Raw genomic sequence first — 16,197 nt, 5'->3', positions numbered from 1 at the left:
GCATCCCCAAAACCACACCGCCGCGCCACCAGAGTTCACCTGAATTTTCGCAATCACAGCAAGGCCACGCATGACAACCCCTGATATTCTGATCCTCGGCTCTGGCATGGGCGGAGCAACTCTGGCAGCCGCTTTGGCCCCTTCGGGCAAAAACATCGTGATTCTGGAGCGTGGCGATTTTCTGAAAGACAGCCCGCAGGCGCGTGACCCCGCAGCAGTCTTCGGCGGCTATTTCAGCCCGGGTGAGACGTGGTATGATGCCAATGGCGGCACCTTTACGCCGAACAATTACTACCACCCCGGCGGCAATTCAAAATTCTATGGCGCCGTGCTGATGCGCTACCGCGCCGAAGATTTCAGCCCCCTGAAGCACATGGGCGGCACCGCGCCGGGCTGGCCGATGTCCTATGACGAATTCGAGCCAGACTACCAAGCCGCCGAAGAAATGTATGAGGTGCGCGGCGCTTTGGGCGAAGACCCGACAGAGCCGCACCACTCCCGCCCCTATGCCTTCCCGCCGGTGCCGCACGAACCCGATATGATTGATCTGTGCAACCGCCTGAAAGCCCAAGGCCTGCATCCCGGCGCCTTGCCGGTCGGCGTTGACATTGATCTGTGGCTCAAGGGCGGCCCGCTGACCTTTGACGGCTTTCCAAACACCCGTGGCGGCAAAAGCGATGCCGAAACCATCGGTCTGGCACAGGCCCTGAAACACCCCAACGTGACGCTGATCACCAAGGCCAAGGTGACCAAACTGATCGCCGCAGGCGGGCGCGTCACTGGCGTTGAATACGAACAGGACGGGGCCACCCAAACCATCTCGGCCCCGCTGGTCTGCCTGTGCATGGGCGCTGTGAAGTCCGCCGCGATGCTGCTGGCCTCGGCCAATGCTGACCACCCCACCGGGCTTGCCAATGCCTCGGATCAGGTTGGCCGCAATTTCATGAACCACAATATCACGGCGGTGCTTGGTTTCAGCCCGTTCCGCCGCAACCGCTCGATCTATGAAAAAACCATCCAGATGAACGACTGGTATCTGACCGGCGGCCCGAATGGCGAACCTTTGGGCAATGTGCAGATGCTGGGCCGCATCACGGGCGAGATCATGGCCGCCGAATCCGGCCTGCCCTTGCCGATCTCGCGCTGGCTGGCCGATCATTCGGTGCATATGATGACGATGTCCGAAGATCTGCCCAACCCCGACAGCCGCGTGACCCTGCGCGATGGCAATATCGTGCTGCAATGGCAACGCTCGAACTGGGAGGCTCACGCCGCCCTGAACGCCAAGCTGAAAGCCACGCTGAAAAAGGCGGGCTGGCCCTTGGTGCTGACAAAGACGTTCGAGAAACGCACCCCCAGCCACCAATGCGGCACCGCCCGGATGGGCCATGATCCGGCGACCAGCGTGGTCAACCCATTCTGCCGCAGCCATGATCTGGAAAACCTGTTCATCGTTGATGCCTCGGTGCTGCCAACCTCTGCGGCTGCCAACCCGTCTTTGACGGTCGCGGCTTTGGCCCTGCGCACCGCCCGGCATATTTTGCAAAGCTGACACAGCGAAACCGCGCCTCAAGCCACCGCCGCCAATCTATTCTCTGCGATAGAAAGCGTGTGGTGGCAGGTTCGCCCAGATTACTGCTCCAGTCCGCGCATCATCGCCTCGACCAAAGCCGCGACCTCGCCGGGCAGCTGTGCGACGGGCGTGCCGACAAACCGCGCCGTCAGTGCCAGCATCACCACGCCATGCACCGCCGCAAACACCGTGCCCGCGCGCTGGCGCAGCGCCTCGCCGGTCAGATCGGGGCGCAGTTGTGACAGCGGCGCGATGATCTGCGCAATAAGCACGGCATGCTCCGCCCGGTGCCACTCCGGCGCATCAATGCCCTCGGGCAGCCGATGCGTGAACAACGCCGCCCACAGCCGAAAATTGTTTTGCGCAAAGCTGACATAGCCCTGCGCCAGCGCCGCCATCACCGCGCGCGGCCCCTGCACTGCGGCAACCGAGTCCTGCAACGCCGCCCCAAGCCGCGCCAAAGTGCGCGAATTCACCTGCAGGATCAGCCGATCCAGATCCTCAAACGCGGTGTAAAGCGCACCCAAAGCGCAGCCCGCCGCTGCTGTCACATCCCGCGCCTTCAAGCCGCTTAAACCACCCACCGCAATCTGGGCTTCGGCGGCATCAATCAGCCGCTGCTTCAACGCGTCCCGCTGCGCTTCGCGATTGTTTCGCATTTCACCCTCGATTGTTTCTTGAACAGCGTTCATTATTTTCTTGAACGACGTTCACGTCTCTGCCATACAGTATTCATGAACATCGTTCATAACAAGGGAGAGAGAAATGATCAAACTGTTTGTCACCCTGCTGCGCGGCCGCAACGCCGATGCCGCCGAAAATCTGACCGATACTTTGGCGCTGCCACTTCTGCGCCAGCAGTTGCGCGATTGCGCCGCCGGGGTTGAAACCGCCCGCCGCGCCGTCGCCATGGTGATGGCCTATGCCGAGCGCGAGCGTAAAGCCTCTGCCCGCATCGCAACCCAGCTTGCCGATCTAGAGACCCGCGCCCTTGATGCCTTGTCAAAAGGCCGCGAGGATCTGGCAACCGAGGCCGCAGGCGCAATCGCGCAACTCGAGGCCGAGGCCGCCACCACCACCCGCGCCCTTGCCACCTATGACGCCGAAATCGCCCATCTGCGCGGTGCATTGGCCGATGCCGAGTCCCGCCTGCGCGATCTGCAACGCGGTCAGCGCCTTGCGATCGCCACCAATCACACCCAGCGCCTGCATGGCACCGCCGCCGTCGCCACCCTGACAGAGGCCGAAACCACCCTCGCCCGCCTGCAACAGCGCCAAGCCGATACCGAAGCAACCCGCGCCGCCGTGCTGGAACTTTCAGCCTCGACCAATGCCGAAGCGATGCAAAACCGCCTTGCCGCTGCCGGCTGCGGCGCACCCTTGCGCCCCGATGCCGCATCCGTCTTGCAACGCCTGAAGGCTCGCGCCGCCTGACATCCCGAAAACCACCACACTTCACCCTAAGGTCGCAAAATGGCCACTGCGCCCGACCTTACCCTGTATAGGAGTTTACCATGAACGACCTGCTTCCCAACAAACCATCCTCTGCCTGGACCATGTTCACCTATCTCAACTTTGTCGTCGCCGCCGTGATGATGGGCGGAGGCATCTTCTTCATGGAAGCCACCTTCGCCGCCAAAGGCTTTTACGCCATGGCAGCCCTGATGCTGGTCAGCTCGACCGCCGCGATCACCAAATCCATCCGTGACGCCGAGGAATCGCAGCGCCTGCACAACAAGATCGACGAAGCCCGCACCGAGCGTCTGCTGATGGAAGTCAACGCGCCGCGCAGCTAGACTGGCTGAGATCTGACAAGCTGGCCCGCGCCCCACCCGCGCGGCCCAGCGGTTTTTTTGCTGGAGTATCCAATGCCCGCTACCCCCCGCTCTCGCACCCCCCGCTCTCGCACCCGCAGCCTTGGCCGCTGGCTTGGACATGCCGGTTTTGTGCTGCTGCTGGTGCTCGCCACCGCATGGGCCGCCACGGCGCTTTATCTGCAACTGAACGGCGCGCTGCAAATCACAGCCCTCGCCGTCCTTGCACTGGCCTTCGCGGCCATCCTCGTATTGCGCCGCCAAAAGCGCCGCCATGCTTGGGCTGGCTTTGCGCTTGCAGCCCTTGGCATCGGCCTCTGGTATCAAACCATCCAACCGCGCCAAGACCGCAACTGGGCCGCCGATGTCGCCCAAGGCGTGACCGGCACCGTGACCGGCGATCTGGTCACACTGGACCATGTGCGCAATTTCGACTGGAGCCCAGAGACCACCGCCAGCCCGCATTGGGAAACCCGGCACTACGACCTTTCGCAGCTGCAAAGCGTCGATATGCTGACCTCAACCTGGGGCAACCCCGACATCGCGCATCTGCTGGTCAGCTTTGGCTTTACCGGCGGCCAGCAAGTCGTATTCTCGGTCGAGATCCGCCGCGAAAGTGATGAAATCTTCTCCAGTATCGGCGGATTCTTCCGCAAGTTCGAACTGGTCCTGATCGCCGCAGATGAGGCCGACATTGTCAAACTGCGCACCAATTACCGCGCCGAAGATGTCCACCTGTTCCCGGTCAAACTCGATGCCGCCCAACGCCGCGCCCTGTTTTTGCGCTATATCGCCTTTGGCAATGATCTGGCGCTGGCACCGCAATTCTACAACACCGTCACCGCCAATTGTGCCTCAACCGTCTATCATCTGGTGCAGGTGATCAAACCCGATATGCCGCTGGATTACCGCCTGCTGTTCTCGGGGCAACTGCCGGAATATATCGACGAGTTGGGCGGGCTTCCCGGCACCGTCCCCATGGATCAACGCCGCGCACAGGCGGCAATCAGTGCCAAGGCGCTGACTTGGGTGCCGGGGCAGGATTTCTCGGCGCTAATCCGGGGGCGGTGAGACGTTTGCGCTGCTGCAGCGGGGGTTTCACGCCCCCGCGCCCAAAGGCGGTAGCCGTGCAGAAAGGCTGACCAAACCGATCAATCTCGGTCAGTCAGCCAGATCAAGATACACCCCGTTCGACCAGCCAAAACCATCTTGCAGCGCATATTCGCCACCCGAGCTTGGCGCCAACGGGTCAAGCACGTTGTATTTCTCGACAAACTTGCCCGATGCCCCAAACACCGCGTCACAGGTGGCAAGCCAGCGCTGCCGCAGGGTTTCGGCCAGATCGCCAAAGCCATAGCGCAGCAACCCCTGCACCGCGATCCATTGCAACGGCGCCCAACCATTCGGGCTATCCCATTGCTGGCCCGAGGTGACATCGGTGGTCAGCAATCCGCCGGGTGCCAGCAGATGGCTCTGCATCCAAGCGGCGGTCGTTTCTGCCTGCGCTTGGCTCGCGGCCCCGGCATAAAGCGCAAACATCCCCGCGGCAGTGGTGATCGGGGAGATCTTGCCATCCGCAATCTGCACATCGTGGAAATATCCGGTCTCGGCACTATAAAAGCGCTTTGAAATCAGGTCCCGGCGCAGCTTGGCGGCCTCTGCATAGCGGGCCTCATGACTGGCCTCGGCAAGGATCTCTTCATAGCGCAGCAGCAGGCAGTTCAGATCAATCGCCCACAACGCGGTGGTGCGGATTGTGGTCAGATCGGCGCTGTCGGTCAGCCAGCGCGCCGAGAAATCCCAGCCACTTTCGCAGGCCGCGCGCAGGTTGCGAAAATAGCCATCTGGCACGCCTTTATGCACGGCTTCCAGATCGGTGCGATACATCTCGACCCTTGGGCCGCTGGCCTGATCCCAATAGCGCGCAAGGCCTTGGTGGTTGTGTTCCGATGCGATGAAATACTGATATTCGCGCTGCATCGCTGGTAGAAACCGCGCATAAGCGCCCGCCGGATCGCCGACAGCACGGCCATAATCCTGCACCATCGCGGCAAAGAACGGCGGTTGCGACCGGGTCAGGAAATAGCTGCGAAACCCGTTCGGAATATGGCCGATCCGCTCAATCGCAAAGGCAAAGTTTTCCAGCATATCAAGGACAAGTGCCGTCTTTCCCACCTTCAGCAGCCCAAGCTGGGTGAAATAGCTGTCCCAATAATACGCTTCCTGAAACCGCCCGCCGACCACAACATAGGGCCGTGGCAAAGCAAACCGGGTTGAGCGTTCCTCCGCATCATCGGCAGGCCGGATCAGATGCGGCCAGATCGCCGCCAAATGCTGCTTTGGGCTATGCGTAGGGTCGGTGCGATAGGCTGTCTCCTGCGCCGCAACCGGGCGAAAATGCGCGGCGTAAAATGCGTGCAGATCGACCGGGCCCGCAGCCTTTGCCGCGTGATAGGCGCGCAAAATATCCGGCGCAGGGGCCAACAGGATTGAATCCGAAATCGCCTTTTCGTCCGGCCAGAATCCCGACATATGCAGATCGACGAACAGATCGCCCAAGCTTTGTTCCAGATGTTCCAAAGTGATCCTCCTTTGGCTGTCTTCCTTCCAAAGCGTATTCAAATTGATATTGCAAGCATCATGGCAAGCACCCCGCCTGCTTTGCGGCATTTTTTGCGCCATGGCCGTTGCAGCCCTGCGGATCCGAAAATGGGATTACCAGATATAGTGATTACAACCCAAACAGATACAAGTCTGTCCCAGCGGGGACAGATTTTTCGCCAGCAAACCCACCATGCAGCAGGCTTTGGGCAGCAAAAAGCCCGGCACATTGGCCGGGCCTTCTGTTCAATCTGCGATCACATCCTGACGCTGCTGACCAAGACCCTCGATCCCCAATTCCACCACATCGCCTGCTTTCAGGTATTGCGGCGGCTTCATCCCCAGACCAACCCCCGGCGGCGTCCCGGTCGAGATCACATCGCCCGGATGCAGCGTCATGAACTGGCTAAGATAGCTGACCAGATATTTCACCCCGTAAACCATCGTCCGGGTCGAGCCATCCTGCATTTTCTTGCCGTTCACCGTCAGCCACATCGGCAGGTCTTGTGGGTCGGCCACCTCATCGCGGGTCACCAGCCACGGGCCGATCTGGCCAAAATTATCGCAGGATTTGCCCTTGGTCCACTGCCCCGAACGCTCGGTCTGAAAAGCACGTTCGGACACGTCATTGGTCACCGCATAGCCCGCGACATAATCCATCGCATCGGCCTCGGTGACATATTTCGCCTTCTTGCCGATGATCACCGCCAGTTCGACCTCCCAATCGGTCTTTTCCGACGTGCGTGGAATGATGATCGGATCATTCGGCCCCACGATGGCGCTGGTGGCCTTCATGAAGATAATCGGCTCGGGCGGCACAGTGGCCCCGGTTTCGGCAGCATGATCAGAGTAATTCAGCCCGATGCAGATGAATTTGCCCGTGCCCGCCACGCATGGCCCCAACCGCGCCCCCGTCACAATCGGCAACCGCGCCGGATCAGCTGCGCGAATTTTCGCAAGCCCCGCATCCGACAGCACATCGCCGCCAATGTCCGACACAATCGCCGACAGATCGCGCACCGTGCCATCTTCATGCAGAATACCCGGCTTTTCTGCCCCAGCGGGCCCATGACGCAGCAGTTTCATCGTCTTTCCTTTGTGTTCAAATCCAAGCGTCTCGTTTGGCGCAACATGCCGCCGTTAGGCTGGCAGGTCCATCATCTTGGTGAAAATTTCCTGCCGTACATCCAGCAAAACCTCGTCTACAGCGCGGGCTTGTGGTCCGCACATCCAAGCCATCACGCTTGCCGGAACCTCGGGGCGCACCAGTTTATCCTGTGGAATCTTGCTGATCGGGTTAAATCCGGCATCTCGGATCGCACCTTGCATAGCGGTATCGGTAGGCGGGATGCCGACGAAATAGGTCTTCACATCCGGCGCAAGCTCCATAGCCATCATCTGGCTCAGCATGCGCATCCCGGCCTTGGTCGCGCAATACACCGTCCACCCCTCCATCGGCGTGGTAGCAGCCCCCGTCCCCGCATTGACGATCACACCCTTAGAGGCCCGCAGCAACGGCAAAGCCGCAATCGCCATCCGGTGCACACCAATCACATTCACCGCAAACGCCGGCGCCAGCGCATCCGAGGCCAAATCCGCCAGCGGCCCGATCGGCGTGATCATACCGGCGTTGTTCACAAGCACATCCAACCGCCCCGATTCGTCCTGCACCCGCGCAATCGCCGCATCGACATCCGCCTGTTTGGTCACATCCAACCCCAAAACCGTCGCGGCCTCGGGCAGCGCCTCAATGCTCTCACCCGAGAACACCCCGGCAAACACTTTCGCGCCGTTAGCCACGAGAATCCTTACCAGTTCCGCGCCAATTCCCTTCCCTGCTCCGGTCACCAAAACAGTGCGCCCCGTCAGATCTGGCACGGGAACAGCTGCGAGATTGAACATTTTTCTTGACCTCAGTTTGCTAAGCGTTGTTAATTGGCCTTACCAATTATTGAAGTATCGCGATCTGGCGGCCAAGTCAAAGATAAAGCCAAACGCGGGTCGGGGGGGGAATATGACGAAGATTGCACGGATCGAACCGATCCCGATTGAATACCCCGATCCGAATGACTTCGGCACCATCCGCCGCACCGTGCTGGTGCGGGTGGAAACCGATGATGGCATTGTCGGCTGGGGCGAAAGCATCGCCATGTGGCCCGAGGCTTGTAAGGCCACTGCACTGGTGGTCCGCGAAGGCCTGACGCCGATCCTGCTGGGCGAAGCGATTGATATTGAGGCACTTTGGGTCAAGATGCGCCGCCATGTCTGGTGGTATGGTGAGGGCGGCGTGGCCTCGCTTGCGATCTCTGGCATCGACATGGCCTTGTGGGACATTCGCGGCAAGCTCGAAGGCCAGCCGCTGTATGCGCTGTTCGGCGGGCTGAAGCACGACCGCTTGCTTGCCAACGCCTCCAGCCATGTGAACAAGAAGGGCGAAGCCGCTTGTGTGGCCGATGTGGAAGGCTTTTTCGCCAACGGCTTCCGTTCAACCAAGCTGGGCTTTGCGAAGAAGGGCGAGAGCAATATCGGCGGCGATCCTGATACCGATGTTTCGTTCATCCGCGCGTTGCGCTCGGCTTTGGGCGATGAGGCTGGAATTCTGGTCGATATCGGCAACGGTGTCCGCTGGGATGTTGATACCGCGATTTCCGTCGCAAATCGGATGCACGATCTGGGCATCGGCTGGTATGAAGAGCCGCTCTATGTCAGCGACGACGCCGGTTACCGCAAACTGCGCGCCAATACCAAGGTGCGGCTGGCCTCTGGCGAGCGTGAATTCACCGAAACTGGCTACCGCCGCCAGATGGAATTTGTGCAGGCCGTCGATGTTTACGGCGTTGACCCTGCGCGGGTTGAAGGCATCACCGGTTTCCGCCGCGTCGATGCTTTGGCGACCCAGTATGGCAAAACAGTCAACGCGCATGCTTGGTCAACCGGCATCACAACGGCGGCATCCTTGCATCTGTCGCTGGCCTCGCCCAATACCGAAGTGTTTGAATTCAAACCCTTTCCTGTGATCGTGCAGGATGAGTTGCTGGCCGAGAAAATCTGGCACAAGGACGGCTGGGCCTATCCGCTGCATGGCCCCGGTCTGGGGATCGAGGTGCAGGAAGATGTCGTGCGCCGGATTGCAATGGCATGACACCGCGCCCGCCCTATTTGCCGCCCCCAACCGAGGATGACATCCGCAAGGGTGGTTTCTCGACCCCGTGGGATGCGCCGATGATCCCGCCATTTCCGTTCCGCTTCCGCAATGCGGAAATCCTGACGGTGTACTGGCGCACAGATCCTGCGGCGATGGCTTATCTGCTGCCACCACCGCTGCGCCCCGAAGGTGACGTAGTTTGCTGCCATATTTACAAGATGAATGACACCGATTGGCTGGGGCCCTATGCCGAAGCCAATGTGATGTTCGGCGCGTCTTTTGAGGGTCGTCAAGGCGCCTACTCGCCCTATCTGGTGCTGTCGTCCGATGTGGGTGTGACGCATGGCCGCGAGATTCACGGCCAGCCGAAAAAGCTGGGAAAACCAACGCTTGAAGCGCGCGGTGATCTGTTCGTTGGCACCGTGGAACGCAACGGCATCGACGTTCTGACCGCCACCCTGCCCTATAAACAACACCCCTGCGATCCGGCCCGGCTGAAGCCCTATTTCGACTTTGCCACCAACCTGAACCTCAAGGCCATCGACCATATCGACGGTATGCCTGCGATTAGGCAACTGACCTCGCGCCGCCTGTCGGATGTGGTGGTGCATGAGTGTTGGGAAGGCCCCTGCACGGTCGAGCTGCGCGCCAATGCACAGATGCCGATCTTCCGCCTGCCAGTGCTGGAGCCTCTGCAAGGCTTCTACTGGCGCGCCGATTTCACCCTCGTCCCCGGCGAGATCATTCACGACTACCTGAAGGTTTCACCATGAAAGTTGTCGTAACAGACTACACATTCCCTGCTTTGGATCAGGAACAGGCCGCCGCCCGCGCCGCCGGGGCCGATTTCGCCGCACATCAATGCAAATCCGCCGCCGAAGTCGCCGCAGCCGTGGCCGGGGCTGATGTCGCCGTGGTGCAATTCGCAAGCTTCGGCCCCGAGGCGGCTGCGGCCGTCAAACCCGGCGCCACTGTAATCCGCTACGGCGTCGGGTATAACAACATCGACCTTGCCGCTGCCGCCAAACACGGGCTGAAAGTCGGCTATGTCCCCGACTATTGCGCTGATGAGGTCGCCGACCATACCGCCGCCGCCGCTTTGACGCTGCTGCGCAAGCTTGTGCCGATGGATCAATCGGTGCGGGCGGGGGAATGGGCAGCGGTTAAGATCGCCAAACCGATGAAGCCGTTCAACAAAACCAACTTCGGTTTCTTTGGCCTTGGCAACATTGGCCGCGCCGTCCATGCCCGCCTGATGGGCTTTGGCTTTCAATTTCTGGCCGCCGACCCTGGCCTGACCGAACCCCAAGCCGCTGAGATGGGCGTGCGCAAGGTCAGTCCCGAGGTGCTGCTGCGCGAGGCTGACATCATCAGCCTGCACGCCCCGGCGACGGCAGAAACCACCGAATATTTCAACGCTGCACGCCTGAAAACCATGCAACCCCACGCAATGTTGGTAAATTCGGCCCGTGGTCAGTTGATCAACGAGGCCGATCTGGCAGCTGCTCTGATCGCTGGCACCATCGCCGCCGCCGCATTGGACGTGTTCCACGTCGAGCCTTTGCAGGCCGACAATCCGCTGCGCACCGCTCCGAACCTGCTGCTGACCCCGCATGCCGCTTGGTATTCCGAGGCCGCGATCCATCAGCTGCAGCATCTGGTCGCCAATGACATCACCCGCGCCTTGCAGGGCCAAGGTCCACGCAAGCCAGTGCCGCAATAACCCTCGGGCAACCAAGGGAAATAACCCGGCACGGGGTTCGTGCCAAACCAATCTGGGAGGATTACAATGAAACACGTTCTACTTGGTGCCGCCGCCGCGATGATGCTGACCACCGCGAATTTCGCCTATGCCGACACCATCAAGCTGGAGCCCGGCAAGGAAACCAACATGGTTTTGCTGCCGAAATTCCTTGGCATTCTGGTGTTCGATCAGGCCAATGAGGGCGCGCAAGAGGCCCATAAAGAACTCGGTAACCCCGGCAAGCTGGAATTCACCGGCCCGACCCCGGAAAACTCCACCGCTGGCCAGATCGAGATTATGACCACCGCCGGCACCCAGAAGCAGGGCGCGGTGATGCTGTCGAATAACGCGGGCGACCAGATCGTGCCTGCCGCCGAGGCGGCGCAAGCGGCTGGCACCAAAGTGGTGACATGGGACAGCCCGATCCCCGGCGGTAAAGGTGAAAGCGTGTTCGTGGCACAGGTTGATTTCGGCTCGATCGGCACGGTGATGGCTGATATGGCGCTGAACATTCTGGGCGGCAAAGGCAAAATGGCCGTGCTGTCGGCAACGCCGGATGCTTCGAACCAGAACGCTTGGATCGAGTCGATGAAAACCGCCCTCGCCGCGGATCCGAAATACAAGGACATCGAACTGGTCGATGTGGTCTACGGCGACGATCAGGCCGAGGTTTCCTACAACCGCGCCCTCGCGCTGGTGGATAAGTATCCTGATCTGGGCCTGATCATGTCGCCGACCACCGTGGGCATCCAAGCCTCGGCCAAGGCGATGCAGGACGAAGGCCTGTGCGACAAGGTAAAAGTGTCGGGCCTTGGCCTGCCGTCGGAAATGGCAAGCTACACGATGAACGGCTGCGCGCCGGAATTCGCGCTGTGGGATTTCCGCGACCTCGGCTACCTGACCTACTTCACCTCTTATGGCCTCGCGACCGGTCAGCTGAAGGGTGAAATTGGCGAAACCTTCACCGCGGGCCGCATGGGCGATTACACAATCGAGGCCGATCCGGGCCGTGAAGGTGCCAAACGTATCCTGATGGGGCCATTCACTGTCTACAACAAAGACAACGTCGAAGCCGCTGCAAAGTAAGGCTTTTTCGCGCGGCCGGGAAGCCTCGGCCGCGCTTCTTTCCGACGGATTGGTGCCATGAACCCAGTGCTTGCCCTGCGGGCTGTTTCGAAAAATTTCGGCATGACAGCCGCCCTGACCGATATGACGCTGGAACTGTTCCCCGGCGAAGTTCACGCCATCGTCGGTGAAAATGGTGCCGGAAAATCCACCATGATCAAGATCATGACCGGGATTCACCAGCCATCTGCGGGCACGGTCGAGGTGGATGGCGCGCCCGTGGTGCTGAGTGGCTCCAAAGCCGCCCGCCTGCGTGGGGTGGCTGCGATCTATCAGGAACCAATGGTGTTTCCCGATCTTGATGTGACTGAAAACATCTTCATTTCAGCCACTTCCGGCCTTTTGTTGAACCGCCCCGCGATGCGCCGCCGCGCCCGCGAACTAATCGCCCGCATCGGCATGACGCTGGATGTGGACCGCATTGCCTCTGGCCTGTCGCTGGCCGAACAGCAAGCGGTGGAAATCGCGCGCGCTTTGTCCCAAGACGTGCGCGTGTTGATCATGGACGAGCCCACCGCCAGCCTTTCCGCGCATGAGGCGTCGGAATTGCGGCGGATCGCGCGGGCTTTGGCGGCGGATGGCGTCTCGGTCGTCTATATCTCGCACCGGCTGGAAGAAGTGTTTGAACTTGCCAACCGCGTCTCAGTGATCCGCGACGGCAAGCATATCTCGACCAAAGGGATCGCCGATACAAACCCGCAAACCCTGATCGCCGAGATGGTGGGGCGCGAGGTGGGCAATTATTTCACCAAGATGCCATCGACCGCCACCTCGGAAACCTTGATTTCCGTGCAAGGGCTTAGCGTTGACGGCGTGTTTGAGAACATCTCTTTTGACATCAAACGCGGCGAAGTTCTGGCAATGGCAGGCCTGATCGGCGCACGCCGCACCGATGTGGCGCTTGCCCTGTTCGGGATGCTGAAAACCAGCGCAGGCCAAGTCACCTACAAAGGTCAGCCGCTGCAAATCACCTCCTCGCGCCAAGCGATTGACGCGGGCATCGCCTATGTCTCGGAAGATCGCCGCAAGATGGGGCTGGCGATGGCACTGCCGATCCGCTGGAACATAACGCTTGCGACCTTGCAGAAATACCTGTCGCCGATGGGGTTGATCAACACCGGGGCTGAAGTGGCAACCGCATGGGATTACAAGAAAAAGCTGAACATCCGCACTCCCAACACCGATATTGCGGTGGGGCTTTTGTCGGGTGGCAACCAGCAAAAGGTGATGCTGGCAAAATGGCTGAACATGGCACCCGACCTGTTGATCGTTGATGAGCCGACCCGTGGCATCGACGTCGGTGCCAAAGCCGAGGTCCACGCCCTGATCCGCGCTTTTACCGCCGCAGGCGGCACCGCTTTGGTGATTTCGTCCGATCTGCCCGAGGTTCTGGCCCTTGGCGACCGTATTCTGGTGATGCGCGAGGGCCGCCAGATGGCGATTATTAACCACGAAGACGCGAGCCAAGAATCCATCATGGCGCTTGCCACCGGACAAAAGGACGCCGCCTGATGGGCCTGATTTCCCGCCTTTCTCCCGCCGCTTTGCGCATCATCGCGCTGCTTGCGGTGCTTGCCATCGTCGTGATTTTCTTCGCCGTCCAGATCGAGGGCTATCTGAACGGCCGCCTGTTCAACCGCATCTCGTCTTCGGTCGCCATCATGGCGCTGATCGCCACCGGGCAAACCTTGGTGATCCTGACGCGCAATATCGACCTTTCAGTAGGCTCGATGGTGGGCTTCGCGGCCTTTGCAACCGGATCCATCATCACCAACAACCCCGACCTTAACCCGCTGTTATTGGTGCTTTATGCCGCCGTCGTCGGCACCGCGTTTGGCATGGTAAATGGCGCTTTGGTGGCCTATGCCCGCGTGCCCTCAATCATCGTCACCCTCGCCACAATGGCGCTCTATCGCTCGTTCCTTGTCGAATACTCCGACGCAAAATCCATCACCACAAGCGGCCTGCCCGCTTGGTTGACTGATTTTCCCAACATGCCGGTATTCAGCATCGGCGCGATGGAATTCCGCGCCGGTTTCACCGCCAGCCTTGCCGTGGTGATCATCGTTCACCTCTGCCTGACCCGCCTGCGCCCCGCACGCGCGTTGTTCGCCGTTGGCTCCAACCCCGAAGCAGCCGAAATGGCAGGCATCGACGCCAAACGTGTGGTTTTCGCCGCATTCGCTTTGTCCGGCCTGATGGCGGGGCTTGCGGGCTTCATGTTCCTAGCCCGCTTCGGCACCATCACCGTCGTCGCGGGGCTTGGGTTCGAGTTGAAATCCGTCGCCTCCTCGGTGGTTGGCGGGGTGAATATCTTTGGTGGGTCTGGCTCGGTGATCGGCGCGTTCCTTGGCGCGATCCTCGTCGATCTGCTGGAAACCTCCCTCGTCCGCTGGGCCGTGGTCTCTGAGTTCTGGCGCGAAGCCGTCCTTGGCGCGCTGATCTTGGCCGCCGTCGCCACCGACACGATCCTGTCGCGCCGCCTCACCCGCCTGCGCGCGACAAAGAAAGGAGACGCCAAATGAGCCGCCTGTTCTCTTGGGAAGGTTTCCTGTTCGCCTGCCTGATCGTGATTTTCACCTTCAATGCCGTGGCAGCCCCTGATTTTCTCAGCATTTCCAACCAGATCAACCTGTTCCAGCTCTCGATCGAAAAGATCATCCTTGCCCTCGTGATGACCTTCGTGATCATCAATGCCGAGATTGACCTCTCGGTCGGCTCGATGATGGGGCTGTCGGCCTGCACCTTCGGCTACCTGCACCAAATGGGCATGCCCGCCGCGCTGGTCATCCTGATTTGCCTGTGCATCGGCGTCGCGGGCGGGCTGTTCAACGGCTGGTTCACTGCACGTTTGGGCCTGCCAAGTCTGGTTGTGACCCTCGCCACGCTGATCGGCTTTCGCGGCCTTGCGCGCGTGATGTTGGAGGATCGCGGCATCGGCGGTTTCCCGGACTGGTTCGCGGCCCTTGGTCAAAAGGGCCTGATCGGCCCGATCCCCTTCGCGCTGATCTCCTTCGTGGTGCTGTTCTTCGTGCTTTACATCCTGCTCGAACGCTCTGGCTTTGGGCGCAAAACCTATGTCATCGGATCGAACCGCGATGTTGCCGATTTCGCAGGCATAGACACCGCGCGGCATAAAATCATCATCTTCACCATGTCGGGCGCAGCCGCCGCCTTCGCGGGCCTGCTTTACGCTGCCCGCGTAGGGGCTGTGCGCGGCGATGTGGCCTCGGGGTTCGAGCTCGATGTAATCACCATTGTGCTTCTGGGCGGCGTCAGCATTTTTGGCGGCAAGGGCAGCCTCGTTGGCACGCTTTTGTCGATCCTGATCGTGCTTAACCTGCGCAACGGCATGGCGCTTCTCAGCATCACCGGGCATATCCAAACTGGGGTGATTGGCCTGCTGCTGATCGCCTCCGTCGTGATCCCGCGCACCAAACTCGCGACCCCCAGCTTCCTCAAACCCGAGGTGACGCCATGACTGATCCGATCCGCATCGAATTTGAAACGCCGATTCAGCGCGAATCTGTTGCTGAAATGGTGGTCAGGCGCATCCTTGATATGGTCAAATCCGGCGTGCTGAAGGCGGGCGATGCGCTGCCACCCGAGCGTGATCTGGCGCTTTCCCTTGATGTTTCAAGACCTTCCGTCCGCGAAGCCATGCGGGGCCTTGCCGTTCTGGGTGTGGTGAAATCGCGCCAAGGCGGCGGTGCCTATATCAGCGATCTTGGCCCCGACGCCCTGCTTGGCCCGATCCAGTTCTACCTGTCGCTGGAACAAATGAACATCCGTGAGCTTTACGACGCCCGCAGCCTAATCGAATCTGACGTGGCCCGCCGCGCTGCCGTGAACATCACCGACGTCGATCTGGCCCGGCTTGAAGCGGTGCTGAACGCCCAACACGACACCATCGGCGACGCTTTGGCCTTCCGTAAATCTGACTTCGAGTTTCACGAAATCATCTGGATCGGCTCGGGCAACGCCTTTCTGAAACGCATCGGCGAAACTCTGAACGTGCTGGGGCTAGAGTTCCGCAAACGCGCCTCTGAACGCCCCGGCGTGTTGGAGCAATCGCTGCAAGACCACCGCCGCCTGCTCGACGCACTAAAGGCCCGCGACCCTGCCGCCGCCGCCGCCGCCGCCGAGGTGCATATGCAAAATGTTTACCAATCCACCGTTGCACAGGAAGACTGAC

Annotated in this window: 16 protein-coding genes; 12 read left to right on the top strand and 4 right to left on the bottom strand. The window is 60.5% G+C overall.

Annotated elements, in window-relative coordinates; all coding sequences use genetic code 11:
- The first annotated feature begins 70 nt into the window (after positions 1-70).
- The gene (locus QQJ98_RS10445; RefSeq protein ID WP_284325275.1) at positions 71-1,552 is read left to right on the top strand and encodes an FAD-dependent oxidoreductase; all 1,482 of its coding nucleotides are present in this window, start codon (positions 71-73) and stop codon (positions 1,550-1,552) included.
- 80 nt (positions 1,553-1,632) lie between these two features.
- On the opposite strand, the gene QQJ98_RS10440 is transcribed toward QQJ98_RS10445, so the two are convergent.
- Positions 1,633-2,232, bottom strand: coding sequence for a TetR/AcrR family transcriptional regulator (locus tag QQJ98_RS10440; protein ID WP_284325274.1), 600 nt, complete (start codon positions 2,230-2,232; stop codon positions 1,633-1,635).
- A 106-nt stretch (positions 2,233-2,338) separates the two neighbouring features.
- Here QQJ98_RS10440 and QQJ98_RS10435 point away from each other — a divergent pair, with 106 nt between their 5' ends.
- The 3 genes from QQJ98_RS10435 (at position 2,339) to QQJ98_RS10425 (ending at position 4,458) form a co-directional block, all read left to right on the top strand.
- Positions 2,339-3,007 carry a PspA/IM30 family protein gene (locus QQJ98_RS10435; protein WP_284325273.1) on the top strand — a complete coding sequence of 223 codons (669 nt, stop codon included), beginning with the start codon at positions 2,339-2,341 and terminating at the stop codon, positions 3,005-3,007.
- 80 nt (positions 3,008-3,087) lie between these two features.
- A complete protein-coding gene (locus tag QQJ98_RS10430) occupies positions 3,088-3,369 on the top strand; it encodes a YiaA/YiaB family inner membrane protein (protein ID WP_284325272.1) in 282 nt (93 codons plus the stop codon).
- Between the two features lie 72 nt (positions 3,370-3,441).
- Positions 3,442-4,458 (top strand): Lnb N-terminal periplasmic domain-containing protein, encoded by a 1,017-nt coding sequence (locus QQJ98_RS10425; protein ID WP_284325271.1) that lies wholly within the window; start codon positions 3,442-3,444, stop codon positions 4,456-4,458.
- Between the two features lie 90 nt (positions 4,459-4,548).
- Here the strand turns inward: QQJ98_RS10425 and QQJ98_RS10420 are convergent, their stop codons facing one another.
- The 3 genes from QQJ98_RS10420 to QQJ98_RS10410 all read right to left on the bottom strand — a co-directional run bounded on the left by QQJ98_RS10420 (position 4,549) and on the right by QQJ98_RS10410 (position 7,890).
- Positions 4,549-5,967, bottom strand: a complete 1,419-nt coding sequence (locus QQJ98_RS10420; RefSeq protein ID WP_284325270.1) for a trehalase family glycosidase — start codon at positions 5,965-5,967, stop codon at positions 4,549-4,551.
- Positions 5,968-6,234: 267 nt separating this feature from the next.
- Positions 6,235-7,074 (bottom strand): fumarylacetoacetate hydrolase family protein, encoded by an 840-nt coding sequence (locus QQJ98_RS10415; protein WP_284325269.1) that lies wholly within the window; start codon positions 7,072-7,074, stop codon positions 6,235-6,237.
- A gap of 54 nt (positions 7,075-7,128) precedes the next feature.
- A complete protein-coding gene (locus QQJ98_RS10410) occupies positions 7,129-7,890 on the bottom strand; it encodes an SDR family oxidoreductase (RefSeq protein WP_284325268.1) in 762 nt (253 codons plus the stop codon).
- Positions 7,891-8,002: 112 nt separating this feature from the next.
- Between QQJ98_RS10410 and QQJ98_RS10405 the strand changes: the two genes are divergently transcribed.
- The 8 genes from QQJ98_RS10405 to QQJ98_RS10370 all read left to right on the top strand — a co-directional run bounded on the left by QQJ98_RS10405 (position 8,003) and on the right by QQJ98_RS10370 (position 16,196).
- Positions 8,003-9,130 carry a mandelate racemase/muconate lactonizing enzyme family protein gene (locus QQJ98_RS10405; protein ID WP_284325267.1) on the top strand — a complete coding sequence of 376 codons (1,128 nt, stop codon included), beginning with the start codon at positions 8,003-8,005 and terminating at the stop codon, positions 9,128-9,130.
- Positions 9,127-9,906, top strand: coding sequence for an acetoacetate decarboxylase family protein (locus tag QQJ98_RS10400; RefSeq protein ID WP_284325266.1), 780 nt, complete (start codon positions 9,127-9,129; stop codon positions 9,904-9,906). The genes QQJ98_RS10405 and QQJ98_RS10400 overlap by 4 nt, the downstream gene beginning before the upstream one ends.
- Positions 9,903-10,856 carry a C-terminal binding protein gene (locus tag QQJ98_RS10395; RefSeq protein WP_284325265.1) on the top strand — a complete coding sequence of 318 codons (954 nt, stop codon included), beginning with the start codon at positions 9,903-9,905 and terminating at the stop codon, positions 10,854-10,856. Before QQJ98_RS10400 ends, QQJ98_RS10395 begins: the two co-directional genes overlap by 4 nt.
- Positions 10,857-10,922: 66 nt before the next feature.
- Positions 10,923-11,963, top strand: coding sequence for a rhamnose ABC transporter substrate-binding protein (locus QQJ98_RS10390; RefSeq protein WP_284325264.1), 1,041 nt, complete (start codon positions 10,923-10,925; stop codon positions 11,961-11,963).
- A 57-nt stretch (positions 11,964-12,020) separates the two neighbouring features.
- Positions 12,021-13,514 carry a sugar ABC transporter ATP-binding protein gene (locus QQJ98_RS10385; RefSeq protein ID WP_284325263.1) on the top strand — a complete coding sequence of 498 codons (1,494 nt, stop codon included), beginning with the start codon at positions 12,021-12,023 and terminating at the stop codon, positions 13,512-13,514.
- Positions 13,514-14,527, top strand: a complete 1,014-nt coding sequence (locus QQJ98_RS10380; protein ID WP_284325262.1) for an ABC transporter permease — start codon at positions 13,514-13,516, stop codon at positions 14,525-14,527. The genes QQJ98_RS10385 and QQJ98_RS10380 overlap by 1 nt, the downstream gene beginning before the upstream one ends.
- Positions 14,524-15,483 (top strand): ABC transporter permease, encoded by a 960-nt coding sequence (locus tag QQJ98_RS10375; protein ID WP_284325261.1) that lies wholly within the window; start codon positions 14,524-14,526, stop codon positions 15,481-15,483. The genes QQJ98_RS10380 and QQJ98_RS10375 overlap by 4 nt, the downstream gene beginning before the upstream one ends.
- Positions 15,480-16,196 carry a FadR/GntR family transcriptional regulator gene (locus tag QQJ98_RS10370; protein WP_284325260.1) on the top strand — a complete coding sequence of 239 codons (717 nt, stop codon included), beginning with the start codon at positions 15,480-15,482 and terminating at the stop codon, positions 16,194-16,196. Before QQJ98_RS10375 ends, QQJ98_RS10370 begins: the two co-directional genes overlap by 4 nt.
- Position 16,197 lies beyond the last annotated feature (1 nt).

It is taken from the genome of Cypionkella aquatica (genome assembly GCF_030161095.1).
Classification (GTDB): domain Bacteria; phylum Pseudomonadota; class Alphaproteobacteria; order Rhodobacterales; family Rhodobacteraceae; genus Cypionkella; species Cypionkella aquatica.
This window is presented reverse-complemented; position numbering and strand designations above follow the sequence as displayed.